Consider the following 16,681-nt stretch of genomic DNA (forward strand, 5'->3'; position numbering starts at 1 on the left):
AGGACGATGACGTCGTACTCCTCGGCGGTGCTGGTCATGCCCTGTCCTCCGTGGTCTCGATGGCCGCCCCGGCCCGCCGGGCGGGACGCGGGCCGCGTCGGGGGCCGGGACCACGGCCGGGATCGGGCCGGGATGGGGCCGGGACGGTGCCGGGGTGAGGTCGGGATCGGGCCGGGATTCCAGGTGGGATCGGGCCGGGAGCCGATCGGGACGAGACCCCCGTGCGACCGGGACCGTGGGCGGCGCACGGTGAATCGGAGGGGCGGGCCCCGGAGCCCGCCCGCGACCGGAAGGAGCGCCCGTCATGTCGGGCACCGTCATCACCGACCTGCGCCGCCGAGGCGCCGTCGACCCCGGACGCCTGCTCGCCGGACCGCTGCGCGGCGTCGGCCTGCAACGGCTCGACCCCGGCCGGCGCACCGAGGTCGCCGCCGACGGCATCGAGCACGCGCTCTACGTCACCGCCGGCTCCGGGCTGGCAGAACTGCCCGAGGACGCCGTGCACCCGGACCACCCGGAGCGTGCCGGCGCCGGCCTGCCGCTGGTCGAGGGCACGGCCGTGGTGCTGCCGCTCGGCTCGCGGACCGTCCTGACCGCCGGGACGGCCGGCCTGGAGTACTTCCACGCCCTGCTCACCGTCCCGCCCTCCTCCAAATCAGGTGACCCCAGGTGATCGTCACCACCGACACCGGCGCCGCCATGGTCGTCATCGGCCCGAACGGCGAACGCGTACGGATCCGATCCCTCGCCCGGAGCCCGATGCTGGCCAGCGCCTGCGAGGCCTTCGACCACGTTCGGCTGAGCCCCGGCGCCCACCACGTCCTCCCGGGCCGACCCGACACCGAAACCGTCCTCCACGTGCTGCGCGGTGCCGCCGCCGTCGGACAACTCTCCGACGAGCCGGACCACTTGGCCTCCGAAGGAGACCTGCTGCTGGCCCGCCGCGGGCGCACCCTGCACCTCGAAGCCGGGCCGCTCGGCGCGGAACTGCTCTGCCTGGTCCTCGCCGTTCCCCGGCACCCCGCCAGCACCCGGGCCGCCCTGGCCCGGCGCCGCACCGCCCGACACGACCGGCCCTGACCGAGGAGGCCTTTCGTGATTCTCGTCCCCGCCGCCGTCCCCCGCACCGCCCCCGCGTTCCAGCGGCTGATCGACCCCGAGCAGCGGCCCGCCGTCCGCGCCGGACTCGCCGTCGAGGCACTGCCGCCGGGTGTCCGGGTCGAGCAACTTCCCTACGAATCCGTCGAGTCGGTGACCGTCGTGCTGTCCGGTCGGCTGTTCGCGGCCGGCCGGATCCTCTCCCCGGGCGAGGCGCTGCACCACCGGCCCGGCACCTCCTACCGGCTGACCGCCGTCCGCGGCGCGCCGACCACCGTGCTCACCGTCCGGCCCGTCCCGCTCCGGGCCGCCATCCCGTGCCAGCGGTCGGACTCCGGGGCCGGCCCGGGCTGGCGGCAGGTGGAGGTAGGCACGGTACGGCTGGACCCGGCCGGCACCTGCGGACCGTACGCGGACCGGGCCGCCGACGCCTTCCTGGTGGTCCTCTCCGGGGCCGCCGTCTTCCTCGGGGAGCTCGGCGAAGTGCCGGTGATCCCCGGCGACCTGGTCTACGTCCGGGCGGGGGAGCGGTACGGCCTCCGGGCCGGGCGGCGCGGACCGGTCGTCGCCGTGCTGGGCCGCGTCGGGGCATCCGGCACCGCGCTGGGGCCGGAATGGGACAGCAGGCCCGTGCGCTCGGGGCGGGCCGGTGGCGACGGCTGACAGGTGACAAATGACAGCTGACAGATGTTGAAATCTGTCAGCTGTCATTTGTCGTCCGTCTGCTGCCGCCTGTCGACTGCCGCCCGCCGGGCAGCGGCTCGCGGCCGGTTGTCGCTGGTCATCCGCTGGTCATCCGCCGGTCGCGGACGGTCGACACGCGGAGGGCTCCACGACCTCGTCACGGAAAGTCACGCCACCACCGCTGATAGTGTCGGCCGGGTGGATGAAGAACAGCCGGTGGCGCCCGCTGACCCGGGCGACGACCCGACCGTCCGTGTGCTGATCGTCGATGACCACCCCCTCTTCCGGGAGGGGCTCAAGGCCGCGCTGGAGAGCGCCGAGGGCGTCCTGGTGGTCGCCGAGGCGGAGCGGGTCGCCGATGTTCCGGAGGCGGTCGCCCGGTCCCGCCCGACCGTGGTGATCATGGACCTCTCGCTGCCCGACGGCTCCGGGCTGGAGGCCGTCCGGGAGCTCGCCACCCGGGAGTCGCCGCCGCCGGTGCTGATGCTGACCATGTCCGACGACGACGGGAACCTGCTCGCCGCCCTCCAGGCCGGGGCGCGCGGCTACCTGGTCAAGGGCGCCGGGCGGGAGGAGGTGCTGCACGCGGTGCGGACGGTCGCGGCGGGTGGCGCGGTGTTCGGCGGCGAGGTGGCCGGGCGGATCACCGCCCTGTTGGCCGGGGCGAGGATGCGCGAGGCGGGGCAGCTCTTCCCCGAACTCACCGCCCGCGAGGCCGAGGTGCTGGACCTGGTCGCGCGCGGGCTGGACAACCGGCGGATCGCCCGGGAGCTGGTGGTCGCGGAGAAGACCGTCCGCAACCACATCACCCACATCTTCGAGAAGCTGCACGTCGCCACGCGCGCCGAGGCGGTCGCCCGGGCCCGCGACATGGGCCTCGGCGACGGCCGGACTTCCCGGGAGAGGTGAACCGGGGGTGCCGGCCCGCCGACCGGCACCCCCGGAGTCCTGCGCTCGGCCCTACGGCTGCATCTCGTACGCGCCGGAGAGCGCCTCGACCTGCGCCCACACCCGCGCGTCCCGCGCCGGGTCGGCGACCGGGCGGCGCACGTTCGCGAGCGCCCAGGCGGCCTGCTCCTCGGTGGCCGAGGCCTTGCCGTGCAGCTCGGTGGCGTGCGCGGAGAAGTCGCGGACCAGCGCGTCGAAGAGCCGGTCCAGCACGTCGCCGCCGTGCTCGGAGGCGGTCAGGCCGGTCAGCTCGGCCTGTTCCAGGACCAGCTGGCCGTAGACGATCAGCGCGAAGAGCTGGCCGATCTCCAGCAGGAAGTCCAGGTCCGCCTGTTGCTCCTTGCTCGGCGCGTTCTCGAGCAGCAACGCGCAGAAGCCGTCGGCCTGTTCGCGGAATCGGGCGACGTTGGGCAGGGCGGCGTGACGGTCGTAGGCGGCGCGCCAGTCGTGGAAGCGGATCGCGCCGAGGCCGCGGGCCGGGCCCTGCCGGAACAGGAAGGCGTCGTCGGCGGCGTCCAGGCGGGTCGGCACCGGGGCGTAGTCGGCCGGGGCGAACAGGTAGTTGCCCATGAACTTGAGGATCAGCGCCAGGTTGACGTGGACGGTGCCCTCCAGCTTCGGCAGGCCGCGGATGTCCTTCGCGGCCTTGTCGAAGTAGGTGTCCGCCTCGAAGCCCTTGGCCGCGATGACGTCCCACATCAGGTCGATGACCTTCTCGCCCTCGGTGGTGACCTTCATCTTGGTCATCGGGTTGAACAGCAGGTAGCGGCGGTCCTCGGGTGAGGCGGTGCGGAAGTAGTCCACGGCCCGCGCGCTGAACAGCTTCATCGCGACCAGGCGGACGTACGCGTCGGTCAACTCCCGCTTGACGTGCGGGAAGTCGGTGACGTGCTTGCCGTACAGCACCCGGTTGTGGGCGTGCGTGACGGCCTCGTACATCGCGTGCTCGCAGATGCCGATCGAGGCGGTGCAGAGGTTGAACTTGCCGACGTTGACGGTGTTGAGTGCGGCGTCGAAGGCGGCCTGGCCGGTGTGCAGGACGTCCTCGGCCCGCACCGGGTAGTCCTCGAGGCGGAACTCGCTGACGTACATCTGCGCGTTCACCACGTTCTTGACCAGGTGGTACGCGTCGTGGCGGCTGTCGGCGGCGAAGAAGACGTAGCCCTCCGGGCCCTCGATGTCGGCGCGGCGGCCGAACACCGAGACCAGGCCGGCCACGTTGCCGTTGCCGATGTAGTACTTGGAGCCGGTCGCGGTGAAGCCGCCCTCGCCGTCCGGGGTGAGGATCATGTCGGTGGAGTAGATGTCGGCGCCGTGGGTGCGCTCGGAGAGGCCGAAGGCCATCACGTGGCCTTCCGCGAGCAGCTGGGCGGCGCGGGCGCGGACGGCCTCGTTCTCGCTCTGCCAGACCGGGCCGAGGCCCAGGATGGTGACCTGCCAGGTGTACCAGTAGCCGAGCCCGTAGAAGCCGAGGATCTCGTTCAGCTCGGCGATCCGGGCGGTGTCCCAGCGCTTGTCAGGGTCGGCCGCGGCCGGGGTCAGGAACTCCGCGAACAGGCCCTCCTTCGCGGCGAAGTCCAGGAAGTCCGCGTACCAGCTGCGGTCGATGTAGGTGTCGATCAGCGCCTTCTTGCCGCGGGACTCGAACCAGTCCACCGTCGCGCGCAGCAGTCGGCGGGTCGGCTCGTCGAACTGTGCGGGGTCGTAGCTGCGCGGGTTGAAGAGCATCGAGGGGCTCCCGGGGGTCGAGGGTGTGTGAGGAGGTGCGGGTGGCAGAGGCCTGTGACGGGTGGCAGGGGTCGGGCGACGGACGACAGATGGCAGACAACAGATGACAACTGACAGATTTCAAACTCTGTTAGTTGTCACCAGCCACCCGTCACTCGTCGGTGGTGGGGCGGTGGGGCGACGGGAGGTAGAGGCGGCGCAGGGTGGCGAGCACGTCGTCGAGCCAGGCGATGGTCATCCGCTCGTACTCGATGCCGCCGCGCAGCACCACGTGCTGCAGCTGCTGCCGGGCGTCGAGCTCCGTGGCGTCGGGAAAGTCCCGCTGTTCGCCGTGCAGGTAGCGGGCGAGCAGGGCGGCGTGGCTCTCGCGGTGCCGTTCGACCTCGGAGACCAGCGCGGCCGGGTCGTCGAAGGCGGCGGCCCGGATCTTGACCGCGAGCTCGTGCCGCACGGTCTCCGGCTCGACCGGTTCGCGCAGCCAGGCAGCCAGCGCGGCCCGCCCGGCGTCGGCCGCCGAATACACCTTCTTGTCCGGACGCCCGTCCTGGACGACCTCCTGCGCGGCCACCCAGCCGTCCGCCTCCATGCGCCGCAGCACCCGGTAGATCTGCTGGTGGGTGGCGGTCCAGAAGCGCCCGATCGAGCGGTCGAAGCGTCGGGCCAGCTCGTAGCCGGAGCCGGGCTGCTCCAGCAGCGAGACGAGGATCGCGTGCTCCAGTGCCATGGCCCGCATCCTGCTATGCAACGAGTTGCATAGGCAATGGCGCCCCGGACGGTTGAGACGGAGGTCACCGCCGTGATCGGATGGTTATCGACCATTGCGGACTATCGGGTGCAAAACGGTAGATAAGCGCCAGAATGGGTACGGGGCAAGCGCCTTACCGGTTCCGACCACAGGAGGTGGTATCGGTGGCAACCCATATCCCGACGACGGGCATGGAGCACCATCCGGACATCGTCGAACTCCGCGAACGCTACGAGCGGGCCACTTCGACCCCGCGTGCTCAGGGCATCGAAGCCCTGGCCGTCCTGGCCGGCCTCTTCCTGGCGGCATCGCCATGGATCGTCGGCTTCACCGCGTACAACACCCTGACCGTGACCTGCCTGATCGTGGGTCTGGCCTACACGGCCCTGATGGCCGGCTACGGATCGGCCTACGAGCGCACCCACGCGCGGGCCTGGGCGGCCGCGGCGCTCGGTGTCTGGACGATCATCTCCCCGTGGGTCGTCTCCGGGTCCGTCGCGCACGGCAAGAACATCGTGACCTGCCTCATCGTGGGCGCCGTGATGTTCCTGCTCGGACTCGCGGCGATCTCGATGGCGACCATGACCTCGAACGGAGCGTCGATGCGGCGCGGCCGGGCCGGCCGCGCCAAGGGCTGATCTTCCCCGCAGCCCGTGACCGGGGCGCGGAGGGCGCGAACCGCCCGCCGCGCCCCGGCGCGCGTCCTACCCGCCGGACGCCCCTAGGGGCGCGTCATCCGCAGCACGTCCAAGGCCTCGTCCAGCTGCTCCGCGGTGAGCCTGCCCTGCTCGACGTAACCGCGTTCGAGGACCACCTGACGGATCGTCTTGCGTTCCGCCAGCGCCTGCTTGGCGACCTTCGCGGCCTCCTCGTACCCGATGTAGCGGTTCAGCGGGGTCACCACCGAGGGCGAGGACTCCGCGTACTCCCGGGCCCGTTCGACGTTCGCGGTGACGCCGTCCACCGTCCGGTCGGCGAGCAGCCGGGCGCTGTTGGCGAGCAGCCGCACCGACTCCAGCACGTTGCGGGCGATCACCGGGAGCATCACGTTCAGCTCGAAGTTGCCGCTCGCTCCCGCCAGCGTGACCGTCGCGTCGTTGCCCACCACCTGGGCGGCGACCATCAGCACCACCTCGGGCAGCACCGGGTTCACCTTGCCGGGCATGATCGACGAACCGGGCTGGAGGTCCGGCAGGTTGATCTCGCCGAGCCCGGTGCGCGGACCGGAGCCCATCCACCGCAGGTCGTTCGCGATCTTGGTGAACCCGACGGCCACCGTGCGCAGTTGACCGCTCAGCTCGACCAGGGCATCCCGTGCGCCCTGCGCCTCGAAGTGGTTCCTGGCCTCGGTCAGCGGCAGGTCGATGGCGCGGGCCACCTCCGCGATGACGGCAGCGGGGAAGCCGGGTGGGGTGTTGATGCCGGTGCCCACCGCCGTCCCGCCGAGCGGGAGTTCGGCCACCCGCGGGAGGGTGGCCAGCAGCCGCTCCCGCCCGTGCCGCACCTGCGCCGCGTAGCCCCCGAACTCCTGGCCGAGCGTGACGGGCGTGGCGTCCATCAGGTGCGTGCGGCCCGACTTGACCACTCCGGCGAACTCGGTGGCCTTGCGCTCCAACGCCTCCGCGAGGTGTTCCAGCGCCGGGACGAGGTCGTGGGTGACCGCGGCCGTCGCGGCGATGTGGATCGAGGACGGGAAGACGTCATTGGACGACTGGCTGGCGTTGACGTGGTCGTTCGGGTGGACCGGCCGGCCCAGCCGCTCCCCGGCCAGGGTGGCGATCACCTCGTTGGTGTTCATGTTGGACGAGGTGCCCGATCCGGTCTGGAACACGTCCACCGGGAACTGGTCGTCCCAACGCCCCTCCGCGACCTCCTCGGCCGCCGACGAGATCGCCTCCGCCGTCTCCTCGTCCAGCACCCCGAGCCGGGCGTTCACCCGGGCCGCGGCGGCCTTGATCCGGGCCAGCGCGGCGATGTGCGCCCGCTCCAGCCGCTGGCCGGACACCGGGAAGTTCTCCACCGCCCGCTGCGTCTGCGCCTGCCACTTGGCGTCGGCCGGAACCCGGACCTCGCCCATCGAGTCGTGCTCGATCCGGTACTCCTGCGGCTTCGCCTGCTCGCCACCCATCGCGCGCTGCACCTCCTGTACGGGCCCGAACGGCCCGGAACGGATCTTCGCTCACCACAGCCGCGCGCGGGGCCCGGGTATTTCCGATCGGTGGATCCGGTTCCCGGCCCGGCGGCTACCGGCGGCTACCGGCGGGGCAGCTCGGCGCGGACCAGCTCGCCCGGGGCGGTACCGGCCTGGGCGGCGAGGCCGCCGCCCGGGGCCCAGACGCCGGAGCCGCCCGAGCTGTCCGGGTACTCGCCCGTGGCCCCGGCACAGGTCGAGAGCACGCACCACACCCCGTGGGCGGCGGCCCGGTCGCGGAAGTGGCCGTCCCGGCGCTCGGCCTGGGCGGCGCCGGGCCCGTAGAGGGTGGAGGCGACGTAGGCGTCGATGCCGAGTGCGGCGGTCTCCGCTGCGTGCGCCGGGTCGGCGGCGTCCGCGCAGACCGCGAGGCCCAGCCGCAGACCGTCCAGCTCCAGGACGACGGGCTTCTCTCCGGGAGTGAAGCGCTCGACCTCGGCGCCGTGCAGGCGCATCTTCCGGTAGACGACCTCGGCGCCCTCCCCGGTGACCGCCAGCACGGCGATGGACTCGCGCCCGTCGGCCTCGGCGACCGGCGCCCCGACCAGGGCGACCGCACCGGTCTCCGCGCAGGCCGCCACCAGTGGCGCGAGGCGGGCGTCCGCCGGGTCGACGGCGGGGGCGGCCAGGTCGTAGCCGGTCAGCGACAGCTCGGGGAACACCACCAGCCGGGTGCCCGCCTCCCGCACCGCCGCGGCGTGCAGCGCGACGTTCTCGGACACGGTGTCCGGACGGCCGGCGGCGGCGCAGCCGGGCTGGGCGACGGCGACCGTCAGCGCTCCGGGCGCGGACGGCACGGACGGCGCGGACGCTGCGGCCGACAGCGGCAGCGCGGACGGGGCCGCGGGCGAGGCCAAGGTCACGGACGAGGGCGCGGACGAGGTCACGGACGAGGGCACGGCAGGGCCTCCAGCGGGCGGAGCGGGTGGTCGTGATCAACCTATGTGCCCGCCGAGGCCACGGACAACGACAACGGACGACAGGGCCTCGGCGGGCAGCACGGCAGGTGGGGGACTCCCGGCACCGATGGGGCCGATCTCACTCGAAGGAGTGAGATCCCGGGCGGGCGCTTCAAACTGCCGCGCGCCCCTTCATACGCTCCACTCCAGGTCGGACGATCTCCGGCCGGACCCGGATCGCCACACCTCGGCCCCGGGGGGAGCAGCATGAGGGGGCGGACGGACGGATGACCACAGGACACGGCCCGATGGGCGGACCGGGTGACGGGGCGGCGCCGGAGGGGATGACCCCGATGAGTGCCCCGGTGGACGGGAAGGCCGATGCGGGCGCCGGCGCGAGGGCCGACATCTCAGGCGACTCGAAGGCCCCCGCCGACGCGACGGCGGGCGCGGGCGGCAGCACCCCCGGCGGCCTCACCCGCCGCCGCCTGCTGGGTGCGTCGGCGGCCCTCGGCGCCGGGGCCTGGCTGCTGCGCGGCACCGTCGGCCCGGACAGCGCCGAGGCCGCCTCGCCCGTTCCGCCCGGACTGCCCGGCGGCACCGAGCTCTACCAGCGGGTCTTCCAGAACTGGTCCGGTGAGATCCGCACCGACCAACTGTGGACCTGCGCGCCCCGCACGCCCGAGGAGGTCCCGGCCCTCGCCGACTGGGCGCACGCCAACGGCTGGCGGCTGCGCGCCTCCGGCCACCGGCACACCTGGGCGCCGCTCACCGTCGCCGCCGGCACCCCGGAGAGCGCTCGGGTCCTGCTCGTGGACACCAGCCGCCACCTCACCGCCATCAGCGCCGACTCGCCCGGCACCGTCCGGGTGCAGACCGGAGCCACCATGGAGGCCCTGCTCGCGCACCTGGCCGACCGGGGCCTCGGCCTGACCGCCGTCCCGGCCCCCGGTGAGCTCACCGTCGGCGGTGTCCTCGCCATCGGCGGCCACGGCACCGCCCTCCCGGCCGTCGGGGAGGCCCGGTCGGAGGGGCACGGCTACGGCTCGGTCAGCAACCAGGTCGTCCGGCTCACCGCCGTCGTCCTCGACCCGGCCACCGGCCGCTACGCGCTGCGCACCTTCGACCGCTCCGAGGCCGACAGCGCCGCCTTCCTGGTGCACCTGGGACGCGCCTTCCTCACCGAGGTGGTGCTGCGGGCCGGAGCCGACCGGCCGCTGCGCTGCGTCAGCCGGCTCGACATCCCGGCGAGCGAGCTCTTCGCCCGCCCGGCCGCCGGTGGCGGCACCGGCGGTGGCGGCACCCGTGGCGGCACCGGTGGTGGCGGCGGGCTCGGCGGAGTCCTCGGGGGAGCGCTGGGCGGCGTCCTCGGCGGCGGGGGAGGCCCGCGCACCCTGGCCGACTTCGTGGACCGCGACGGCCGGGTCGAGGCGATCTGGTTCGCCTACACGGAGTACCCCTGGCTGAAGACCTGGAGCGTCGCCCCGGACAAGCCGCTCGCCTCGCTCTCCGTCGACCACCCCTACAACTACCCCTTCTCGGACAGTCTTCCGGAACCGGTCGCCCGGCTCGCCGGTGAGATCGTCACCGGCGCGTGGGCCTCGGCCCCACTGTTCGGCCAACTCCAGTACCTGGTCGCGAAGGTGGGGCTCACCGGGGACATCACGGAGATCCTGCTCTCCGGCGCGCTGCTGCGCCGACTGCTCAGCGGCGAGGCGCTCACCCACCTGCTCGCGGGCGGACTGCGCTCCGACCTCTGGGGCCCCTCACGCACCCTGCTCCAGTACGTCCGCCCGACCACCCTGCGGGTCACCGCCAACGGCTACGCGATCCTCACCAGGCGCGCCGACCTCCAGTGGGTGGTGAGCGAATTCGCGGCCTACTACCGAGAGTTGCTTGATTCGTATCAGGCTCGGGGCGAGTTCCCGGTGAACGGCGCGGTGGAGATCCGGGTCACCGGACTGGACGACCCGGCCTCCGTCGGCGTCCCCGGCGCCCGGGCGCCGCTGCTGTCCGCGCTGCGCCCGCGGGCCGACCGCCCCGAGTGGGACACGGCGGTCTGGCTGGACGTCCTCGCCTTCCCGGGGACTCCCGGACTGGAGCGCTTCGCCCGGGAGTTGGAGCAGTGGATGCTGCGCGCCTTCGACGGTACCCGGGCGGGCCTGCGGGTCGAGTGGTCCAAGGGTTGGGCCTACACCGACGAGGCCGCCTGGTCCGATCCGGACCTGCTCGGCCGGGTGATCCCCGACAGCCTGCGGGCCGGCGGCGGGCCTGGCTGGGACGAGGCGGTCGCCGCCCTGGACCGCCACGACCCGCACCGGGTGTTCGGGAACCCCTTCCTGGACAGCCTGTTGAAGTGACGGGTGCGCACCTCAGTCGACTGACTCACCGTCAGATGTGTTCCATGACGATCACCGCGAGGGTGTCCGGGGCCAGGGCGCGGAACACGTGCGGAGCGTCGCCCGGGTAGCTCACGTAGTCGCCCGGGCCCAGTTCCACCGGCGCCTCCGTCGGGCCCACCAGCGCGCGCCCGGCGCCGATCAGCACATGCTCGACGGTGCCGGGCATGTGCGGGTCGGAGGCTCTGGTCTCGCCCGGCTGGGCCTCGATCCGGTAGATGTCGCGCCGGGCGTTGGGCGGGCAGGAGGAGAGCACGGTCGCGGCGTAGTCGGCGCGTTCGGAGTGGGTCACCGGGCCCTCGCCGACCCGGATCACCTTGACCGCCGGGCGCGGCGGGTCGACCAGGCGGCTGAACGGCACGTTCAGCGCGACCCCGAGCGCCCAGAGCGTCTCGACGCTGGGGTTGCCCGCACCGGACTCCAGCTGGGAGAGCGTGGACTTGGCGATGCCCGCGCGCCGGGCCAGCTCGGCCATCGACAGGCCGCTGCGCTCGCGTTCGCGCCGGATCGAAGCGGCGATCTGGCCGATCAGCTCGGTGCCAGTGCCAGTGCCGGTGCCGGTGCCAGTGCTGCCGCTGGTGCTGGTGCTGGCGCCGGTGTCGCCGGCGTCGGTGTCGGGGTCGGCCGAGTCGCCTGGGGCGGTCGAGCCACCGGGTGCGCCGGGGCTCGTGGTCGGGGTGCTCTGGTCACTCATGCTCGCCACTCACGCTTCCTCCTGGCCGCTTCCATGGCTCCCGGTGCGGCTGATGCCGCCGTTCATGCTGTCACGGACGATCGAGTGGGCAATCGTTCGCTTGATCGGTCCGATCGTTCGGCTTGACGAACGAGCCCGAATCGGTTCACTCTGATGAACATGCGTTCGCTATTCCGAACACTGGAGCGGGCGACGCTCCGGGACATCGCTCTGGTCTGCGTGGCCGACGCGCTCGTCGGTGCCTCCTTCGGCGCGATCAGCGTCTCCGGTGGGCTGCCCCTCTGGGTGCCGATCGCCCTCTCCGTCCTGGTGTTCGCCGGCGGCTCCCAGTTCGCGGCGGTCGGCGTCGTGCTCTCGGGCGGCGGCGCCCTCGCCGCGGTCGCCACCGGACTGGTGCTCAACGCCCGGTTGCTGCCCTTCGGCTTCACCGTGGCCGACGTGCTCGACGGCCCCTGGTGGCGCCGGCTCCTGGGCGCGCAACTGCTCACCGACGAGACCGCCGCCTTCGCCCTGCAGCAGAACGAGCCGCGTCGGCGCCGGGCCGTGTACTGGCTCTGCGGGACCGCGCTGTTCGTGATCTGGAACGTCTCGGTGGTGCTCGGCGCGCTCGCGGGCGGGCTGATCGGCGACACGGACGCGCTCGGCCTGGACGCGGCGTTCCCCGCGGTGCTGCTCGCACTCGTCCTGCCCTCGCTCGCGGACCGCCGTACCCGGACGGCGGCGCTGGCGGGCGCGGTGGTCGCGGTGGCGGCGACACCGTTCGTGCCGGCCGGCCTGCCGGTGCTGCTGGCCCTGGTCGGGCTGCTGTTCGCCGGGCGTCCGGTGGCGGGGGAAGCGGCGGTGGTCCGGAGCTCGGCGGACGGGGAGCGCGCGGTGAACGGGGAGAAGGAGGCGGTCCGATGATGCCGCTGTACGCGGTCCTGCTGCTGGCGGCCGGGACGTACGCCTTCCGGCTCGCCGGTCCGCTGTTCGCCGGCCGGTTCGCCCTCTCGGAACGGCTGCGGCACCTGCTCGCCGTCGCTGCGGCGGTGCTGCTGGTGGCCCTGATCGCCACCGGCGCGCTCACCCAGGGACACGGCTTCGCGGGATGGGCCCGTCCGGCGGGCGTCCTGGTCGCCGGCTTGCTCGCGCTGCGCCGGGTGCCGTTCCCCGTGGTCGTCGCCGCGGGCGCGGCGACGACGGCGGTGCTGCGGCTCTGCGGAGTGGGGTGACGGCCGACGGCCGACAGCCGACAGCGTTCAGGTTTCAGTGTTCAGAGTTTGAAATCTGTCATCTGTTATCTGTCGACTGTCACCCGCCCGCCGACCGCGCACCCGACGTCGGACGTGTCGCCATCCTCACTCGTTCGCGCCCGCCCACCGTCCCACCGGGTGCGGAATACTCGCCGATATTCCGCCGAGAGTACAAGGAGCTTCAATGACGAAGCCGACCCGGATCGACCCGTCCGACCTCCTCGCCGTCGGCGACCTGCTCTCCGACGAGGAGCGGCTGATCCGCGACACCGTCCGCCGGTTCACCGAGGAGCGCATCCGCCCGCACATCGGCGACTGGTTCGAGCGCGGGGTCTTCCCGGCCCGCGAACTCGCCCCCGAGCTGGGGGCCCTGGGCGTGCTCGGCATGCACCTCGACGGCTACGGCTGCGCGGGCGCCGACGCGGTGGCGTACGGGGTGGCCTGCATGGAGCTGGAGGCGGCCGACTCCGGGCTGCGCAGCTTCGTCTCCGTCCAGGGCTCGCTCGCCATGCGCTCGATCCACGCCTTCGGCTCCGAGGAGCAGAAGCAGCGCTGGCTGCCCGGCATGGCCGCCGGCGAACTGATCGGCTGCTTCGGCCTCACCGAGCCGGACTTCGGTTCGGACCCGGCCAACATGCGGACCCGGGCGGTGCGCAAGGGCGGTGAGGGCGGCGACTGGGTGCTGTCCGGCAGCAAGATGTGGATCACCAACGGCAGCATCGCCGACGTCGCCGTGGTCTGGGCGCAGACCGAGGAGGGCGTGCGCGGCTTCCTGGTCGAACGCGGCACCCGCGGCCTGACCGCCACCGACGTGCACGGCAAGCTCTCGCTGCGCGCCTCCGTCACCAGCGAGCTGGCCTTCGACGAGGTGCTGCTGCCCGCCGACGCGGTGCTGCCCGGGGTGGTCGGCCTGCGCGGGCCGCTCTCCTCCCTCAACGAGGCCCGCTACGGCATCCTCTGGGGCACAGTCGGGGCCGCCCGTGACTGCTACACCGCTGCCCTGGACTACGCCAGGACCCGGATCCAGTTCGACCGTCCGATCGCGGGCTTCCAGCTGACCCAGCAGAAGCTGGTCGAGATGATGCTGGAGGTCGAGAAGGCGTACCTGGTGGCGCTGCGGATCGGTCGGCTCAAGGAGGAGGGCGCGGCCCGTCCGCCGCACGTCAGCTTCGGCAAGCTCAACAACGTCCGCACCGCGCTGGAGATCGCCCGCAGTGCCCGGACCGTCCTCGGCGCCAACGGGATCACCACCGAGTACCCGGTGCTGCGGCACGCCAACAACCTGGAGTCGGTGCTCACCTACGAGGGCACCAGCGAGATCCACACGCTGGTCCTCGGCGAGGCCATCACCGGCGAGTCCGCCTATCGCTGACGGGCCGCCGTCCACCCTCACCCGGCCGCTCCTGCGGCCGTTCCGGCCGGGGAAAACCGGTGGCCGGGTCCTTCGAGGCCCGGCTACCGTCCCCGCCATGACCAGCCGATCCGTCCCGATGCTGCCCCCGACCACCACCCTCTGGCGCCCCACCGGCCCGCAGGAGCTGGCCCTGGTCGAGGCCGCCGACCGGCGCGCCTGGCCGCCCCGTCTGCCCGAGCAGCCGATCTTCTACCCCGTCCTCAACGAGGACTACGCGATCCGGATCGCCCGGGACTGGAACGTGCCCGCCTCCGGCGTCGGCTACGTCACCCGCTTCGAGGTCGACACCGCCTTCCTCGCCCGTTACCCCGTCCAGCGGGCGGGAGGGCGGACGATCCTCGAACTCTGGGTGCCGGCCGAAGAGTTGGAAGAGTTCAACCGGCACATCGTCGGCCGCATCGAGGTCGTCCACGAGTTCCGTCCGCAGCCAGGGGCGCACCGGCAGCCCTGAGCGGAAGCGCTGAGCGGGCCAGGACCCGGACCCGGACCCGGACCTGGACCTGGACCTGAACTTGAACCTGGACCCGTAGCCCGTCGCGCCCACCCGCTCGGCGGGCCGGGCCCCGGCGCCGGTCCGACACCTCGCGGACACCCGGCATTGGGCGGAGGGACACCATCCGGTACGGCGGTCGGTGAACCATGGCGCGGTCGGCGGCGCCCTCGGCGGGCGCGGCCGGGTGCGCACGACCGAAAGGAACCCCCATGTCCGCTGCCCAGTGGCCCCGCCCCCGCGTGCTCGTCGTCGGGATCGACGGTGTCCGCCACGACTACCTGGAACAGGTGCCGATGCCGCGCCTGCGGGAGGTCGCCGAGGCCGGGTTCCTGGTGCCGGTCACCGTCGCGGACGGCACGCCCACCATGTCCGGGCCGTGCTGGGCCACCATCGTGACCGGGGTCGAGCCCGCCAAGCACGGGGTCTGGGGCAACCACCTGGGCGGCAACCGGCTCGACGTGTTCCCCGACTTCGCCACCCGCCTCGCCCGGGGCGACCGCCGCCGCACCTTCGTCGCGGCGGGCTGGGACCCGCTGATGATCAACGAGTCCGGCGGCCCGCTGTTCCGCGCCCCCGGCCGGCTCTCCTACGTGGCCCCCGCCGAGGACACCCCGGAGGCCTGGGAGGCCGTGGACGAGGAGGTCACCCGGGAGGCCGTCCACGTCCTCGGCACCGCCGACCCCGAGGCCTCCTTCGTCTACCTCGGGGCCGTCGACGAGACCGCCCACTTCCTGGGCTGCGGCGACGAGTACCGGGCGTCCATGCGCACCGCCGACGAACGTCTCGGCCGCCTCCTCGACGCCGTCCGCGGCCGGGCGACCCACGCCGAGGAGCAGTGGACGATCATCGTCGTCACCGACCACGGGCACGTGGACGCCGGCGGCCACGGCGGCCGTACGGCCGAGGAGCGGACGGCCTGGGTCGCCTGCGCCGGGCACGGCATCCCGGCCGGCCCGCCCACCGGCGAGATCCGCCACCCGGACGTCGCCGCGCAGGTGTACGCCTCGCTGCTGCGCCCGATCGACCCGCACTGGACCCTCGACGGCCGCCCGTTCCCGGTCGCCAGGCCGGTCCCCGCGACGGTCTGAGACACCGGCGGTCCCGGAGGCGGGCGGACCGGTCGGGGGCGGTCGGAGCGGGAGCGATCCGAGTGCGGGCGGTCCGCCCGGTGCGGTCCGCGCCGGCGCCTCGGCCCCGGCTCGGGTGAGCCTTCGGTGCCCCGGGTGCAGCAGGCCGGGCTGCGCCGTTGCCGGGCTTGAGCAAAGCTCGATCGGGGCTCGGGCCGTGCTCGACCCGGGCGTGCCAACCTGAGCGCCGGAGCGGCACGCACCGGGGTCCGAGGGCCCGCTGCCCGACGGGTCCGGACCCCTCGGGTTCCGGAACCCGAGGCCCCGGAACCCGAAGGTCTCAGGGTCCCCGCCCACGGCCGTACGCCTGAAGGTGGAGAAGGTACCCCGTGGGTCGGAGACAAGATCGCGACCTGGTGGTGACGATCCGACGGGTCGGGGCGGGCCACGATGGTTGTGCGGAGACGAGCGGCAACGGCCGCACCGGTCACGACACGGAGAGGGCAGACGGGCATGAAGGGCATCGTGAGCAAGGTCGCGCTGGGAGTCGCGGGCACCGGCATGGCCGTCGCCGTGGCAGCCGTGGCAATCGGCCCGCGGGTGTCCGACTGGTACGACGGGCGCCATCAGCAGCAGGGCTCGTACGAGACCGGCACCCAGGCCAAGGCCGACCGCCGGACGATGCCGGCCTGGCTGCCCGACGACGCCTCCGGGGTGAAGTACCTGATGTCCACCAAGGGCGACGACCGCCTGCTGCGCGCCACCCTCCCGGAGGGGCGGCTGCCCGTCGGCTGCACCGCCGGGCTGCCTGGCAAGAGCGCGCACCCGGTGCCGGAGTCCCTCAAGGCCGGCTGGTTCCCCGAGAACGTCGCGACCAAGGCCACCGGCACCTGCGGGCACTACAACGTGGCACTGACCGGCAACCAGCTCTACGCGTGGCAGGACGGCGCGGCGGTGCAGGCGGCGCTGCGCGCCGAACACGTCGCCAAGCACTGAGCCCGACGAGCGCCCCCGGGCGCCGACCCGTGGACCGGAACGGCCCGCCGGCACCGGCAGGAGCGGGCGGCCCGCGCACGACGGCGGCCCGCC

General features: G+C 73.4%; 17 protein-coding genes. 12 read left to right on the plus strand and 5 right to left on the minus strand.

Going from position 1 to position 16,681, the window contains the following annotated elements:
• Positions 1–304: 304 nt before the first annotated feature.
• The 4 genes from AB0E96_RS25580 (at position 305) to AB0E96_RS25595 (ending at position 2,691) form a co-directional block, all read left to right on the plus strand.
• The gene (locus tag AB0E96_RS25580) at positions 305–673 is read left to right on the plus strand and encodes a hypothetical protein (RefSeq protein WP_359827649.1); all 369 of its coding nucleotides are present in this window, start codon (positions 305–307) and stop codon (positions 671–673) included.
• Positions 670–1,080, plus strand: a complete 411-nt coding sequence (locus AB0E96_RS25585; protein WP_359827650.1) for a hypothetical protein — start codon at positions 670–672, stop codon at positions 1,078–1,080. The genes AB0E96_RS25580 and AB0E96_RS25585 overlap by 4 nt, the downstream gene beginning before the upstream one ends.
• A gap of 15 nt (positions 1,081–1,095) precedes the next feature.
• Positions 1,096–1,761, plus strand: coding sequence for a hypothetical protein (locus AB0E96_RS25590; protein ID WP_359827651.1), 666 nt, complete (start codon positions 1,096–1,098; stop codon positions 1,759–1,761).
• 219 nt (positions 1,762–1,980) lie between these two features.
• The gene (locus tag AB0E96_RS25595; protein ID WP_359827652.1) at positions 1,981–2,691 is read left to right on the plus strand and encodes a response regulator transcription factor; all 711 of its coding nucleotides are present in this window, start codon (positions 1,981–1,983) and stop codon (positions 2,689–2,691) included.
• Positions 2,692–2,742: 51 nt separating this feature from the next.
• Here the strand turns inward: AB0E96_RS25595 and AB0E96_RS25600 are convergent, their stop codons facing one another.
• Together AB0E96_RS25600 and AB0E96_RS25605 are read right to left on the minus strand one after the other, a co-directional pair.
• Positions 2,743–4,458: an acyl-CoA dehydrogenase family protein gene (locus tag AB0E96_RS25600; RefSeq protein ID WP_359827653.1), complete on the minus strand. Its 1,716-nt coding sequence runs from the start codon at positions 4,456–4,458 to the stop codon at positions 2,743–2,745.
• 151 nt (positions 4,459–4,609) lie between these two features.
• Complete coding sequence (locus tag AB0E96_RS25605; protein ID WP_359827655.1) at positions 4,610–5,182, minus strand: PadR family transcriptional regulator; 573 nt, start codon at positions 5,180–5,182, stop codon at positions 4,610–4,612.
• A 185-nt stretch (positions 5,183–5,367) separates the two neighbouring features.
• Here AB0E96_RS25605 and AB0E96_RS25610 point away from each other — a divergent pair, with 185 nt between their 5' ends.
• Entirely contained in the window at positions 5,368–5,841 is a 474-nt protein-coding gene (locus AB0E96_RS25610; RefSeq protein WP_359827657.1) for an SPW repeat protein, read from the plus strand.
• 83 nt (positions 5,842–5,924) lie between these two features.
• Here the strand turns inward: AB0E96_RS25610 and AB0E96_RS25615 are convergent, their stop codons facing one another.
• Complete coding sequence (locus tag AB0E96_RS25615) at positions 5,925–7,331, minus strand: class II fumarate hydratase (RefSeq protein ID WP_359827658.1); 1,407 nt, start codon at positions 7,329–7,331, stop codon at positions 5,925–5,927.
• 125 nt (positions 7,332–7,456) lie between these two features.
• On the minus strand, positions 7,457–8,293 hold the full coding sequence (locus tag AB0E96_RS25620; RefSeq protein WP_359827660.1) for a carbon-nitrogen hydrolase family protein: 837 nt from the start codon (positions 8,291–8,293) through the stop codon (positions 7,457–7,459).
• A gap of 353 nt (positions 8,294–8,646) precedes the next feature.
• Between AB0E96_RS25620 and AB0E96_RS25625 the strand changes: the two genes are divergently transcribed.
• Entirely contained in the window at positions 8,647–10,653 is a 2,007-nt protein-coding gene (locus tag AB0E96_RS25625) for a cholesterol oxidase substrate-binding domain-containing protein (protein ID WP_359827662.1), read from the plus strand.
• Positions 10,654–10,684: 31 nt separating this feature from the next.
• Here the strand turns inward: AB0E96_RS25625 and AB0E96_RS25630 are convergent, their stop codons facing one another.
• A complete protein-coding gene (locus AB0E96_RS25630) occupies positions 10,685–11,221 on the minus strand; it encodes an XRE family transcriptional regulator (protein WP_359827672.1) in 537 nt (178 codons plus the stop codon).
• A 324-nt stretch (positions 11,222–11,545) separates the two neighbouring features.
• Between AB0E96_RS25630 and AB0E96_RS25635 the strand changes: the two genes are divergently transcribed.
• The 6 genes from AB0E96_RS25635 (at position 11,546) to AB0E96_RS25660 (ending at position 16,588) form a co-directional block, all read left to right on the plus strand.
• Positions 11,546–12,289, plus strand: a complete 744-nt coding sequence (locus tag AB0E96_RS25635; protein ID WP_359827664.1) for an AzlC family ABC transporter permease — start codon at positions 11,546–11,548, stop codon at positions 12,287–12,289.
• Positions 12,286–12,597 (plus strand): AzlD domain-containing protein, encoded by a 312-nt coding sequence (locus AB0E96_RS25640; protein WP_359827665.1) that lies wholly within the window; start codon positions 12,286–12,288, stop codon positions 12,595–12,597. The genes AB0E96_RS25635 and AB0E96_RS25640 overlap by 4 nt, the downstream gene beginning before the upstream one ends.
• Positions 12,598–12,802: 205 nt before the next feature.
• Entirely contained in the window at positions 12,803–13,990 is a 1,188-nt protein-coding gene (locus AB0E96_RS25645; RefSeq protein ID WP_359827667.1) for an acyl-CoA dehydrogenase family protein, read from the plus strand.
• Between the two features lie 97 nt (positions 13,991–14,087).
• Positions 14,088–14,483, plus strand: a complete 396-nt coding sequence (locus tag AB0E96_RS25650) for an ADP-ribosylation/crystallin J1 (RefSeq protein ID WP_359827668.1) — start codon at positions 14,088–14,090, stop codon at positions 14,481–14,483.
• A gap of 251 nt (positions 14,484–14,734) precedes the next feature.
• On the plus strand, positions 14,735–15,613 hold the full coding sequence (locus AB0E96_RS25655) for an alkaline phosphatase family protein (protein ID WP_359827670.1): 879 nt from the start codon (positions 14,735–14,737) through the stop codon (positions 15,611–15,613).
• 492 nt (positions 15,614–16,105) lie between these two features.
• Positions 16,106–16,588 (plus strand): hypothetical protein, encoded by a 483-nt coding sequence (locus AB0E96_RS25660; RefSeq protein WP_359827671.1) that lies wholly within the window; start codon positions 16,106–16,108, stop codon positions 16,586–16,588.
• The last annotated feature ends 93 nt before the right edge of the window (positions 16,589–16,681 follow it).

This window comes from Kitasatospora sp. NPDC036755, assembly GCF_040636595.1.
GTDB lineage: Bacteria > Actinomycetota > Actinomycetes > Streptomycetales > Streptomycetaceae > Kitasatospora.

Coding starts and splice junctions, on each gene's coding strand:
- AB0E96_RS25580 (WP_359827649.1), top strand. CDS start 305: ATGTCGGGCACCGTCATCACCGACCTGCGCCGCCGAGGCGCCGTCGAC.
- AB0E96_RS25600 (WP_359827653.1), bottom strand. CDS start 4,458: ATGCTCTTCAACCCGCGCAGCTACGACCCCGCACAGTTCGACGAGCCG.
- AB0E96_RS25605 (WP_359827655.1), bottom strand. CDS start 5,182: ATGGCACTGGAGCACGCGATCCTCGTCTCGCTGCTGGAGCAGCCCGGC.
- AB0E96_RS25615 (WP_359827658.1), bottom strand. CDS start 7,331: ATGGGTGGCGAGCAGGCGAAGCCGCAGGAGTACCGGATCGAGCACGAC.
- AB0E96_RS25625 (WP_359827662.1), top strand. CDS start 8,647: ATGAGTGCCCCGGTGGACGGGAAGGCCGATGCGGGCGCCGGCGCGAGG.
- AB0E96_RS25635 (WP_359827664.1), top strand. CDS start 11,546: ATGCGTTCGCTATTCCGAACACTGGAGCGGGCGACGCTCCGGGACATC.
- AB0E96_RS25640 (WP_359827665.1), top strand. CDS start 12,286: ATGATGCCGCTGTACGCGGTCCTGCTGCTGGCGGCCGGGACGTACGCC.
- AB0E96_RS25645 (WP_359827667.1), top strand. CDS start 12,803: ATGACGAAGCCGACCCGGATCGACCCGTCCGACCTCCTCGCCGTCGGC.
- AB0E96_RS25650 (WP_359827668.1), top strand. CDS start 14,088: ATGACCAGCCGATCCGTCCCGATGCTGCCCCCGACCACCACCCTCTGG.
- AB0E96_RS25655 (WP_359827670.1), top strand. CDS start 14,735: ATGTCCGCTGCCCAGTGGCCCCGCCCCCGCGTGCTCGTCGTCGGGATC.
- AB0E96_RS25660 (WP_359827671.1), top strand. CDS start 16,106: ATGAAGGGCATCGTGAGCAAGGTCGCGCTGGGAGTCGCGGGCACCGGC.